Annotated in this window: 9 protein-coding genes; all 9 read left to right on the top strand. The window is 71.7% G+C overall.

What is annotated here, in order from left to right; all coding sequences use genetic code 11:
- The first annotated feature begins 374 nt into the window (after positions 1–374).
- The 9 genes from ACFXMF_RS05800 to ACFXMF_RS05840 all read left to right on the top strand — a co-directional run bounded on the left by ACFXMF_RS05800 (position 375) and on the right by ACFXMF_RS05840 (position 12,498).
- On the top strand, positions 375–2,063 hold the full coding sequence (locus ACFXMF_RS05800) for an AMP-binding protein (protein ID WP_380020540.1): 1,689 nt from the start codon (positions 375–377) through the stop codon (positions 2,061–2,063).
- Positions 2,060–2,554 carry a thioesterase family protein gene (locus tag ACFXMF_RS05805; protein ID WP_360309697.1) on the top strand — a complete coding sequence of 165 codons (495 nt, stop codon included), beginning with the start codon at positions 2,060–2,062 and terminating at the stop codon, positions 2,552–2,554. The genes ACFXMF_RS05800 and ACFXMF_RS05805 overlap by 4 nt, the downstream gene beginning before the upstream one ends.
- 222 nt (positions 2,555–2,776) lie before the next feature.
- Positions 2,777–5,167 (top strand): FAD-dependent monooxygenase, encoded by a 2,391-nt coding sequence (locus tag ACFXMF_RS05810; RefSeq protein ID WP_379992572.1) that lies wholly within the window; start codon positions 2,777–2,779, stop codon positions 5,165–5,167.
- Positions 5,168–5,187: 20 nt separating this feature from the next.
- Positions 5,188–6,267: a carbon-nitrogen hydrolase family protein gene (locus ACFXMF_RS05815; RefSeq protein WP_379992571.1), complete on the top strand. Its 1,080-nt coding sequence runs from the start codon at positions 5,188–5,190 to the stop codon at positions 6,265–6,267.
- A complete protein-coding gene (locus ACFXMF_RS05820; RefSeq protein ID WP_360309691.1) occupies positions 6,264–7,373 on the top strand; it encodes a cupin domain-containing protein in 1,110 nt (369 codons plus the stop codon). Before ACFXMF_RS05815 ends, ACFXMF_RS05820 begins: the two co-directional genes overlap by 4 nt.
- Positions 7,374–7,481: 108 nt before the next feature.
- Positions 7,482–8,387, top strand: coding sequence for a fumarylacetoacetate hydrolase family protein (locus ACFXMF_RS05825; protein WP_360309689.1), 906 nt, complete (start codon positions 7,482–7,484; stop codon positions 8,385–8,387).
- 50 nt (positions 8,388–8,437) lie between these two features.
- On the top strand, positions 8,438–9,226 hold the full coding sequence (locus tag ACFXMF_RS05830) for an Asp/Glu racemase (RefSeq protein WP_379991479.1): 789 nt from the start codon (positions 8,438–8,440) through the stop codon (positions 9,224–9,226).
- Positions 9,227–9,451: 225 nt separating this feature from the next.
- Positions 9,452–11,005: a hybrid sensor histidine kinase/response regulator transcription factor gene (locus ACFXMF_RS05835; RefSeq protein WP_379991480.1), complete on the top strand. Its 1,554-nt coding sequence runs from the start codon at positions 9,452–9,454 to the stop codon at positions 11,003–11,005.
- Between the two features lie 161 nt (positions 11,006–11,166).
- On the top strand, positions 11,167–12,498 hold the full coding sequence (locus ACFXMF_RS05840; protein WP_360309683.1) for a serine hydrolase domain-containing protein: 1,332 nt from the start codon (positions 11,167–11,169) through the stop codon (positions 12,496–12,498).
- Positions 12,499–12,761: the final 263 nt, after the last annotated feature.

Genomic DNA, 12,761 nt, shown 5'->3' on the forward strand with positions numbered 1-12,761 from the left:
CCCCGTTCGTGGCCCGCCCTCATCGGCTCGCCCCGTTCGTGGCCCGCCCTCATCGGCTCGCCCCGTTCGTGGCCCGCCCTCATCGGCTCGCCCCGTTCGTGGCCCGCCCTCATCGGCTCGCCCCGCTCGCGACCCGCCCTCATCGGCTCGCCCCACTCGCGGCCCACCCCCATGCGCTCACCCCGCTCGCGCTCCAGCCCCTGCCGTCGGGCCCGGCTCGCGACCCGCCCTCACCCACCCGAGTGGAACCCCCACGTTCCGGGCATCCGCTCCCAGCCCGTCGCCCGCAAGATATCGCGTTCCATTGACTGTCGTCAGAATTGATAGATACTGGCTGCGCGACTCCCGCTGACGCCAGGATGAGGTGCGCGCACATGGAGCTGTTTCCTTCCGCTCATGTCGATACGTTTTGTCGTGATCGATTGCCACCGGCCGAGCTGTGGCCCGAACTGCGTTTCGAACTACCGGAATTGCGCTACCCGACCCGGCTCAACTGCGCCCGGGTCCTGCTGGACGACACCGTGGACCGGCTCGGTCCCGACCGTCGCTGTCTGGTCACGCTCGACGACCAGTGGACCTACGGGGACCTCCTGCTCCGGGCGAACCAGGTAGCCCGGGTGCTGACCGAGGACCTCGGCGTGGTCCCGGGCAATCGGGTACTGCTGCGCGGGCCCAACAACCCGTGGCTGGTCGCCTGCTGGTTCGGCGTGCTCAAGGCCGGCGCGGTCGTGGTCACCACGATGCCGCTGCTCCGGGCGCACGAGCTGAACGCCCTGTGCGAGATCGGCGCACCCACGGTCGCGTTGTGCGACCACCGGTTCCTGGACGAGTTGGCGGCGGCCGAGGTGCCCGGGTTGACCACCCTCGCCTACGGCGGCGCCGACGAGGCCGACCTGACGGCTCGCTGTGCGAACAAGGACGGCGAGTTCGAGGCCGTGGACACCTCGGCCGACGACGTCGCGCTGATCGCGTTCACGTCCGGGACCACCGGTCGGCCCAAGGCCACCATGCACTTCCACCGCGATGTGCTGGCCAACTCCGACACCTTCGCCCGGCACATCCTCAAGCCCACCCCGGACGACCTGTTCGCCGGCACCCCGCCGCTGGGCTTCACCTTCGGCCTCGGCGGCTTGGTGGTCTTCCCGCTGCACGTGGGCGCGGCCGGCCTGCTGTTGGAGCACGCGACGCCCGAGCGGCTGGCCCGGATCGTCGCCGACTACGGCGTCACCGTGTTGTTCACCGCCCCCACCGCCTACCGGGCGATCATGGGCGCGGGCCTGGCCGACCTGCTCAAGGGCGTCCGCCGGTGCGTATCGGCGGGCGAGGCGTTGCCCGCACAGACCTGGTACGACCTGCACGCGGCGACCGGGATCGAGCTGATCGACGGGATCGGCGCGACCGAGTTGTTGCACGTCTTCGTCTCCGCCGCCGACCAGGACATCCGGCCCGGTGCGACCGGCCGCGCGGTACCCGGCTTCGAGGCCGTGGTGCTCGACGCCGACGGTCACCGCGTCCCGGACGGTACCCCCGGCCAACTGGCGGTCAAGGGCCCCACCGGCTGCCGCTACCTGGACGACCCTCGCCAGGCCGACTACGTGCGGGACGGCTGGAACATCACCGGCGACACCTACATCCGCGACGCCGACGGCTACCTCTGGTACCAGGCCCGCAGCGACGACATGATCGTCTCCTCCGGCTACAACATCGCCGGCCCCGAGGTCGAACTCGCCCTGGCCGCACACCCGGACGTCGTCGAGTGTGGCGTGGTCGGCGCGCCCGACCCCGGTCGCGGACTGATCGTCAAGGCGTACGTGGTGCTGCGCGAGGGGGTGCCCGCCGACGCGGACACCGCCGGCCGCATCCAGACCTTCGTCAAGCAGGCCATCGCGCCGTACAAGTACCCGCGCGCCGTCGAGTTCGTGGCCGCTCTCCCGCGCACCGGCAACGGCAAGCTGCGGCGCGGCGAACTCCGTGCCTGGGCCGAGGCCGGCGCGGCGCCGCCGGCGCCGGCCTCGGGCCGGCCGATACCCGCGGCCGTCGCCCCCGCCCCGGAAGCCTCGTGAAAGGCAACACGATGCAGGACACCCGCCCCACCCGGCCCGACCCGACCGACCCGACCGACCCGGCGGAGGACGCGGCGACGCTGCCCTCCGTGGTGATCGAGCGCCGGGTCGAATGGCAGGACACCGACGCGGCCGGCCACTACCACTACTCGGCCGTACAGCGCTGGGTGGAGGCGGCCGAGGCGGTGCTGCTGCGTCGGCTGGGGGTGGCCGAGTTGTTCGGCCGGATCCCGCGCGTGCACTTCGAGGCGGACTACCGCGAGCGGTTGTGGTTCGGCGAATCCGTGCACGCCGCGTTGCGGGTGGTGCGGGTGGGGGCCAGTTCGCTGCACTACGAGTTCGAGGTGCGCGGCACCAAGGGCGTGGCCGCGACCGGCCGGCTGTCCGTCGTGCACTGCCCGCCGGACGCCGAGGGTGCCTCGCCCTGGCCCGACGAGATCCGGGCCGCACTGTCCCGGGGCGGCCCGCAACGGCCGGAATCGTACGCCTGACGCACGCCGGAGCGAAGACCGCCGCACGGGGCGGAGACCGCCGCACGGGGCGAAGACCGCCACACGGGGCAAAGGCCGCTTCGCGGGCTCGCAGTCCGCCGCACGGTCTCTCGAACACCACCTCGCGGAGCCACACGGCGACCTCAGGCGATATCGCGCCATATTGACGACCGTGGAATTTATTACATACGCTCGGGTAGGCCCGGAACATTGGAGGACGCTGTGCGCATCGCAGTCATCGGTGGCGGGCCGGGCGGGTTGTACTTCGCCGCCCTCGCCAAGCAGCTCTCGCCGGCCGCTGAGATCACCCTGTGGGAGCGCAACGCCCCGGACGACGTGTTCGGCTTCGGCGTGGTCTTCTCCGACGAGACGCTGGACGGCATCGCCCAGGCCGATCCGGAGGTCTTCGCCGCGATGTCCCAGGGGTTCGCCCGCTGGACCGACATCGACGTGCGCTACGGCGGCAGCACCCTCACCTCCGGTGGGCACGGCTTCGCCGCGCTGGGCCGGGAGCGGCTCCTGCGCATCCTCCAGGACCGCTGCGCCGCGCTCGGCGTGGACCTGCGCTACCGCACCGAGGCGCCGGACGTGGCCGAACTCGCGCGCACCCACGACCTGGTGGTCGCCTCGGACGGGGTGCGCTCGACGGTGCGCGAGCGCTACGCCGACACGTTCCGGCCGAGCCTGGACGAGCGCGGCTGCCGCTACATGTGGCTGGGGACCGACAAGGTCTTCGACGCGTTCACCTTCATCGTGGACAAGCACGACTTCGGCGTGGTGCAGGTGCACGCCTACCCGTTCGACGATCGACGCAGCACCTTCATCGTCGAACTCGCCGAGGACGCCTGGCGGCGCGGCGGATTCGCCGAATTCGCCGGCCGCGACCTGCCACGCGGGGCCAGTGACGACGCGGGCATCGCGCGCTGCGAGGCACTGTTGGCCGAACACCTGGACGGCCACCGGCTGATCCCGAACAACTCCCGCTGGATCAGGTTCAGCACCGTACGCAACGCCACCTGGCGGCACGAGAACGTGGTCCTGCTCGGCGACGCCGCGCACACCGCGCACTTCTCCATCGGCTCCGGTACCAAGCTGGCCATGGAGGACGCACTCGCCCTGGCCGCGTGCCTGAACGAGCACGCCGGCATCCCGGCCGCGCTGACCGCCTACGAGGCCGAACGCAAGCCGGTGGTGAGTTCGACCCAGCGCGCCGCGCAGGCCAGCCTGGAGTGGTTCGAGAACATCGACCGCGCGGTGGGCCAGGCACCCGAGCAGTTCGCCTTCAACCTGCTCACCCGCAGCCGCCGGGTCACCCACGCCAATCTGCTCGAACGCGACCCCGAGTTCGTCGCCCGGGTGGACGCGGCGTTCACCGCCGGCCGGCCGGACCGGGTGGACGCGGCGCCGATGTTCCAGCCCTTCCGGCTCGGCTCGGTCCGGCTGCGCAACCGCGTGGTGGTGCCGCCGATGGCCACCTACGCGGCCGAGGACGGCATCCCGGGCCCGTTCGAGTCCGCGCATCTGGGCGCCCTCGCGCTCGGCGGCGCGAGCCTGGTCTTCGCGGGCATGACCGCCGTACTGCCCAACGGCCGCTCCACCGAGGCATGCCCGGGCCTGTGGTCGCCGGCCCACGAGGTCGCGTGGCGCGATGTGGTCACCCGGGTCAAGGAACAGGCCCCGGACGGACCGCTGTTGGGCATCCAGATCGGCCACGCCGGGCGCCGCGCGGCGAGCACTGTGCCGGACGCCGAAGGCCGGAGCGTGCCGCTGGGCCCGAACGGGTGGCCGACGGTGGCCGCGTCGGCGATTCCCTGGGACGCGGCCGGCAACTTCCGGCCGCGCGAGGCGGATCGGGCGGACCTGGACGCGATCACCGCCGCGTTCGCCGACGCCGCCGCGCGCGCCGATCGAGCCGGCTTCGACGCGCTCGAACTGCAATACGGACACGGCCACCTGCTGTCCGGCTTCCTGTCCCCGCTGACCAACCTGCGCGAGGACGAATACGGCGGCACGCTCGCCGGCCGACTGCGCTTCCCGATAGAGGTGTTGGCCGCAGTGCGGGCGGTGTGGCCGACGAACAAGCCGCTGGTGGTGCGGATCTCGGCGAGCGACTGGGCCGAGGGCGGCACCACCGAGGACGACGCGGTCCGGATCGCCCGGGCTCTGGCGGCGGCCGGGGCGGACGCGATCGACGTGTCCTCGGGCGAGGTGGTACCGCACGAGCGGCCCGCCTACGGGCGCGGCTACCAGACCCCGTTCGCCGATCTGATCCGCAACGCGACCGGCGTGCCGACCATCGCGGTCGGCGCGATCTCCACCTACGACGACGTCAACTCGATCCTGCTCGCGGGCCGCGCCGACCTGTGCGCGGTCGGCCGCGCCCACCTGTACGACCCGATGTGGACGCTGCACGCCGCCGCCGAGCAGGGCTACACCGGACCCGGCGCGCCGTGGCCGAGCGCCTGGCGACCGGGCAGCCGCAAGCCGCCCGGCGCGGGCAGCGACCGCGTACCGCCCCGGCTGCACCTGCTGCGCGAGTCGGTCGAAACGGTGCCGCGGCGTTGGCGGCCGACCCGCGATTCCCCTTTGGTGGCCGTACCCGGCCGGCGCTGACGGACCACGAGGAGCCCGACATGAACAGTTGGACCAGTCCCACCGGTCCCACCCCGCCGATCGTGCTGTCCGGCGAACAGCGCGACAACCCGCCCAGGTTCAAGGCCGCGGCCGTGCAGGCGTCGCCGGTCTACCTGGACGCGACCGCCACCGTGGCCAAGGCGGTCGACCTGATCCGCGAGGCCGCCGCCAACGGCGCCGAACTGATCGTCTTCCCCGAGGTGTTCGTGCCCGGGTATCCGTACTGGAACTGGACGATGAACCCGGTCCAGGGCTCGCCCTGGTTCGAACGCCTGTACCGCTCCTCGGTCGACCTGCCCGGCCCACACGTGAAAGCACTGCGCGCCGCCGCCCGGGCGGCCGGCGCGGTGGTGGTGATCGGCGTCAACGAGCGCGGCTCGCACAGCATGGGCGTGCTCTACAACACCATGTTGACCATCGACGCGGACGGCGAACTGATCGGGGTGCACCGCAAGCTGGTGCCCACCTGGGCGGAGAAGCTGACCTGGACCGGCGGCGACGGCAGCTCGCTGCGCGTGCACCCGACCGGGATCGGCCCGCTCGGCGTGCTCGCCTGCGGCGAGAACACCAACACACTGGCCCGCTTCACCCTGCTCGCCCAGGGCGAACTCGTGCACGCGGCAAGCTACATCGCATTGCCGGTGGCACCCGCCGACTACGACATGGCGGACGCCATCGCGGTGCGCACGGCCGCGCACAGCTTCGAGGGCAAGGTGTTCTCGGTCGTCGCGTGCTCGACCATCTCGCCCGAGATCGTCGACGCGATCGCCGGCGACGACGCCGAGGTACGCAAGCAACTCGGCCGCGAACGCAGCGCGCTGTCCGGCATCTTCGGCCCGGACGGCCGCCCGGTCACCGAACCGCTGATCGACGACGAGGGCATCGTCTACGCCGACATCGACCTCGCCAAGTGCATCCAGCCCAAGCAGATGCACGACATCGTCGGCCACTACAACCGCTTCGACATCTTCCGGCTCGACGTGGACAACCGGCCCCGGTCGCCGATCACCTTCACCCACGACCAGACCCCCACCGCCGGCCCCACACCCGTCGCACCCGCCCCCGAGGAGGAGAAATGACCACCCAGGACGACAACATGCTCGGCCGGGCCCGAGTCACCGATACCCCGGAACTGAGCGCCTACTACGCCGAGTTGGCCGACCGCGCGGCCGGCGCGTTGTGGACCGTGGCGAACGAGATCGAGCCGTGGTACCCACAGCCCAAGTCGGTACCCACGTTGTGGCGCTACGCCGAACTGCGCCCGCTGGTACGCAAGGCGCTCGACCTGGTCAAGGCGGACGACGCGGGCCGCCGGGTGGTGATGCTGGTCAATCCCGGACGGCGCGACGTCAGCGCGGCGGCGGGCCTGCTGTACACGGGACTTCAGATCATGGGACCGGGCGAGTCGATGACCGCGCACCGGCACCAGGCCGCCGCGCTGCGGTTCGTGCTGGAGGGCACCGGCGCCTGGACCATCGTGGACGGCGAGAAACTCAAGGTCGGCGCCCGGGACTTCGCGATCACCCCGAACGGGACCTGGCACGAGCACGGCAACGAGTCCGCGGACGCGCCGGTGATCTGGCAGGACGGCCTGGACATCCCGCTGGTCAACGCGCTGGACGCGGGCTTCTACGAGGTGCACCCGGACCTGTACCAGGTGCCCGGCAAGGTGGTGAACAACTCGGTCCTGACCTACGGCGGCAACCTGGTGCCGTACGGCACCGAGCGGTGGACCCGACCCTACTCGCCGCTGCTGGCCTGGCCGTGGGAGCCCACCTACCAGGCCCTGCTCGACCTGGCCCGGGCGAGCGAGGGCTCGCCGTACGACGGCGTGATCATGGAGTACACCAACCCCGCCACCGGCGGCTCGGTGATGCCGACGATGAGCGCGCACATCCAACTCCTGCGCGCCGGACAGGCGACCAAGGCCCACCGACACACCGGCTCGGTCGTCTACACGGCCGCCAAGGGCCACGGCGTCTCGATCGTCGGCGGGCAGCGCTTCGAGTGGCACGAGGGCGACGTCTTCGCGGTCCCGGCCTGGGCCTGGCACGAACACGCCAACCTGGACCCGGCCGACGACGCGGTGTTGTTCTCCTTCAACGACTTCCCGGTGATGCGCTCGCTCGGCTTCCACCGCGAAGAGGCATACCCGGACAACGACGGGCACCAGCCGACCCCGTGAGACCGGATCGCCCACCGGGGCAACGAACCCCGCGACCTTCGACCCCACACGACGAACCCGGGCGGCGCGACCGCGCCGCCCGGACGCAAGGACAGTGAGGACACCCCCATGCGCCTGGTCACCTACACCGTCGACGGATCGTCGTCCCGCCTGGGCGCCGAGGACGGTGCCCACGTACTCGACCTGTCCGCACTCGCCGCCGCCGCGGGCACCGAACTCCCCGGTGATCTGCTCTCGTTCATCCGTGCCGGCGCCGAGGCCCTGGACACCGCGCGAGACCTGCTGGCCGGCGACCCGGCGGCCCGACCCGCCGGCGCCGTGCACGCGAGCGCCGACGTGCGGCTGCTGGCACCGCTGCGGCCCGGGAAGATCATCGGCATCGGGCTCAACTACGTCGAGCACGTGGCCGAGTCCAACCGCACCCTGGACACCGCGAAGGAACTCCCCGAGCGTCCGGTGCTGTTCGGCAAGCCCGCCACCGCCGTCACCGGCCCCGGCGCGCCCATCCTGCACAACGGCGACCTGACCCGACAGCTCGACTGGGAATGCGAACTCGCCGTGGTGATCGGGCGGACCGCGTACAAGGTGAGCGAAGCCGACGCCTGGGAGCACGTGTTCGGGTACAGCATCATGAACGACATCAGCGCGCGCGATCAGCGCCGCTCCGGGCAGTGGTTCTTCTCCAAGGGCCAGGACTCGTATGCCCCGTTCGGCCCCGCCGTGGTCACCGCCGACGACATCCCGGACGCGCAGGCGCTCGACCTGTCGCTGCGGGTCAACGGCGACATCAAGCAGAAGTCGAACACCCGGCACATGCTTTTCGACATCCCGCGCCTGATCGCCGACATCTCCTCCGGGATGACCCTGGAACCGGGCGACGTGATCTCCACCGGATCGCCCTCCGGCGTCGGCGCGGCCCAGGTCCCGCCGCAATTCCTGCGGCCCGGCGACGTGGTCGAGGCCACCGTCGAGCGGATCGGGACGCTGTCCAACCCGGTGATCGACGCCCGCTGACCCGAGCCCGGCCCCACCACTCGAACATTCCGCACCACAGGAGGACCTCCGTGCGCCGACACCCCTACCGCATCGGCCAGATCGTGCCGAGCTCGAACGTCACGATGGAAACCGAGGTACCCGCGATCCTGCGGGCACGTGAGACGGTCGCGCCGGAGCGCTTCACGTTCCACTCCAGCCGGATGCGGATGACCCACGTCACCCCTGAGCAACTCAAGGCGATGGACGCCGATTCCGATCGCTGCGCGGTCGAACTCTCCGACGCGCGGGTGGACGTGCTCGGTTACGCGTGCCTCGTGGCGATCATGAGCATGGGCCTGGGCTACCACCGGGTCGCCGAGGAGCGGCTGCACGGTCGCACCATCGACAACGGCGCGCCCGCGCCGGTGGTCACCAGCGCCGGCGCGCTGGTGCACGGGCTGCACACCATCGGCGCGCGCAAGGTCGCCCTGGTCGCGCCGTACATGTTGCCGCTGACCCGCACCGTCGTGGAATACCTGGGCCACGAGGGCATCGAGGTGCTCGACTTCGAGGCGTTGGAGATCCCGGACAACCTCGACGTGGCCGCACACGACCCGTTGCGCCTGCCGGGCATCGCCGAGCGGCTCGAATACGCGGACGCGGACGCGGTGGTGTTGTCCGCGTGCGTGCAGATGCCGTCGCTGGCCGCGATCGAGGAAGCCGAGCAGCGACTGGGCAAGCCGGTCGTCTCGGCCGCGGTGTGCACCGTGCACCAGATGCTTCGCGCGCTGCACCTGCCCGCCTTCGCGCCGGGCGCCGGCCACCTGCTGTCCGGCAAATTCGCCGACGCACCCCTCGAAGCGGCCTCGGCGAGCTGATTCCGGCGGGCGATCCTGCAGAGCCCGTCGTTCGGCGTGGCCACCCCCGATCGGGGCGGCCCGGCGCGGGTTCCATGAGGGCGGTGTGGGGGAACGGCGCGGCCGAGTGGTTCGGGGGTGGGCCGATCGCCGCGGCGTGTCGGGGTCGGGGCGATTCGCCCGCTTCGACCAAAGATCGGCGCGGTGGAATACTGGCACGCCGTTCCCCACGGAAGGAGGCCCTGGATGGGCTTCGGGCCCAAGTCCATGGCCGCGCTCGGCAAGGCGATCACCGGCCGTGATCTGCCCGCTGCCGATTCCGCGCGGGCAGTCGGGTCACCCGGGATCCGCCGGGTGTTCCAGGGCCGCAACCGGGCGGACATCCTGGTCGTGCTCGTCGCGATGGCCGCCGACCTGCTCGGCTACGCGGTCACCGTGCGCGGTCCGGGGCCTGCGCAGACCGCGGCCAACCTCGCGTTCCTGATCGCGGCGGCGCTGTGCCTGATCGCGCGTCGACGCGCCCCGTTCCCGGTGCTGCTGATGGTGCTGGTGCTTCAGATCGGCCTGAACCTGACCAGCGACATCGGGCAGCGGTTCGGCTTCGTGTTGGCGATCGCGCTGTACACCGTCGGGCTGTCCTGTCGGCCCAGGACGATCGCCCTCGCCATGCTGCTCACCCTGGCCGCCCAGACGTCCGGCTATGCCGACGCGGACATGCCGCTCTTCTACACCTTCAGCGGCGACCTCGTGGCGACCATGCTGGTCGTCGGCGCGAGCGCCGCGGTGCGGCACTGGCAGGCCCAGGTCGAGGTCAACCGGGAGTTGCTTGCCGAGCGGGCGCTGACCGAGGAGCGCCGGCGGATCGCCCGCGAACTGCACGACATCGTGGCGCACCACATCACCACGATGCATCTGATGTCCGGTGGTGCCCGGGCCGGCCTGGACCGCGACCCGGACGGTGCGCGCGGCGCGCTGCTCACGCTGGAGGCGTCGGGGCGGGTCGCGCTGGACGAGATGCGCCAACTGCTCGGCGTACTGCGCAGCGACAAGGACCCGGAATCCGCGCCGTCGGCCCCACAACCCGGCGTCGACGACCTGGACCGGCTGATCGCCGAATCCTCCCTGGCCGGCCTGCCGACCGAGCTCCAGGTGGTCGGCACGCGCCGCGAGTTGTCCCTGACGGTCGGCCTCACGCTGTACCGGATCACCCAGGAGGCGCTCACCAACGCCCGCAAGCACGCCGGCAGCGCGGCGATGGCCCGGGTGCGGCTGGAGTACCTGCCGACGGCGGTCGCGATCGAGATCCGGGACGACGGCGGCGGCGAGCACCTCGGCGGCGGCTACGCGACGACCGGCGGTGGACACGGGCTGGTCGGGATGCGCGAGCGGGTGGCCGTGCACGGCGGGTCGTTCGAGGCCGGGCCGGTTGCGGACGGCGGCTTCCGGGTCGCGGCGAGCATCCCGATGACGGCGGTGGAACCCGCCGTGCCGGCGGGTGCGGAGCCGGTTCCGGCAGAGCCCGTCGCCGAGCCCGCTCTCGCTTCCGCGACGCCCGTGGCCGAGGTCGTTCCTGCGGCTCTCGCGCACCTGAGCGCACCCGAGATCGAGGTGCTGCGCCTGATCGCGACCGGCAGGGCGCGCGACGAGATCGCCGAGGCGATGCGGGTGGACGGCGCGACGGTCGAGCGCCACGAGCGCGCACTGTTGGGCAAGTTGGCACTCCGGGATCGCGCCCAGGCCGTGGTGGTGGCCTACGAATCCGGGCTGGTCCGGGTCGGCCGCCCCACCTCGCCGCGCTGACGCGGGCGGATTCGCGGCGGTGCGCGCGCGGGGCGGGCGTCGGCACTTGTGCGTTCGCACCAAGGGTCGCTCTCGGGTTCGTCGTCACGGCCATGAGCGGGAGCGCCGGCTCCGCGTAGCGTGCCGGTACGCCCCGCCCAGCCCACTGCGAAAGAGGTCCCATGACCGCAACCGTCGACGCCGCGTACTGGAACGCCCGCCTCGCCGAGCTGACCGTCGAATTCGAGGTGCCCGGCGCGAGCCTGGCCTTTCTGCACGAGGGCGAGGTGCACTCCTTCGCCGCCGGAGTCCTGAACAAGGACACCGGGACGCCGGTCTCCACCGACTCACTGTTCCAGATCGGCTCGGTATCCAAGGTCTGGACGGCGACCCAGCTCATGCTGCTGGTCGAACAGGGTCGACTCACGCTGGACACCCCGGTCGTCGACCTGCTGCCCGAGTTCAAGGTCGCCGACGCCGAGGTGACCAAGACGGTGACCGTGCGGCACCTGCTGACGCACACCTCCGGTATCGACGGCGACCTGTTCCTGGACACCGGGCGCGGCGACGACTGTCTGGAGAAGTACCTCACGGCCTGCGCCGACCTCACCCAGAACCACCCGATCGGCGAGTCGTTCTCGTACTGCAACTCCGGCTTCGTCATCGCGGGGCGCATCATCGAGCGGCTCACCGGCAAGAGCTGGGACGAGGCGCTGCGCGAGCAGATCTGCGAACCCCTGGGCCTGACGCACACCTGGACGCTGCCGGAGGACGTGCTGCGGTTCAGTGCGGCGACGGGGCACGTCGAGGACGGCAAGCCGACGCCGGTATGGGGCCTGCCGCGGGCCATGGGGCCGGCCGGGCTGATCTGCGCGCGAGCGAGCGACGTGGTCGCGTTCGGGCGCGCCCACCTGGGCACCGACCTGCTGGCCGCGCCCGAGGCGATGGTCGTGTCGCAGGTGCGCCTGCCGAACCCGTACACGCTCGCCCCGGAGTGGGGGATCGGTTGGATCCTCGACGAGTGGTCCGGACACCGGGTGATCATGCACGCGGGCAACACCATCGGCCAGGCCGCGATGCTCTGGGTCATCCCGGACACCGGCACGGTGGTCTGCCTGCTGGCCAACGGCGGCGAGACCGCCGCGCTGCAGCGGGCCCTGGGCCGCGAGCTGTTCGCCGCGCTGGCGGACGTCGAGATGCCGGAACTGCTCGGCCCGCCGGAGACGCCGGTCGACGTCGACGTCGCCCGCTACGTCGGAACGTACGAGCGGGTCGGCTGCCTCGCCACGGTGACCGTGGAGGAGGACGGCAGGTTCCACCTGCACGTCGAGGTCACCGGCGAGCTGGCGGACATCTCGCCGGCGATGGACTGGGACCTGATATCCGTCGACGAGACCACGTTCGTGGGCCGCCGCGAGGGCAGCCCGCTCTGGGACAGCATGGTCTTCTACGAACTCGCCGACGGCTCGTCGTACCTGCACATGGGCGTACGCGCCACCCCGAAGACGGCCTGAGTCGTCGCAATGCCGGTCACCGCCCGGGTGGATCCCGCGCGGTGACCGGCGAAGCCGGGCGCGGGCCCTTCGCGGAGGAACGGACCGCAAGAGACTCCGCCGGGTGGTGGCGGCGGGGGTCCGGGTTTACGGTCGAACGAGTGGGCGAATATCGCCCGGGTGGGCGGCCCGCCGCCCCTTCGCCGGACGGCGCCGCGTCGGACGCGGCCCTCGGCAGCGCAGGACCCGAAGGATCCGCAGGGCGAAGGATCCGCAGGACTCGC

The organism is Embleya sp. NPDC059213 (assembly GCF_042754445.1).
Taxonomy (GTDB): Bacteria; Actinomycetota; Actinomycetes; order Streptomycetales; family Streptomycetaceae; genus Embleya.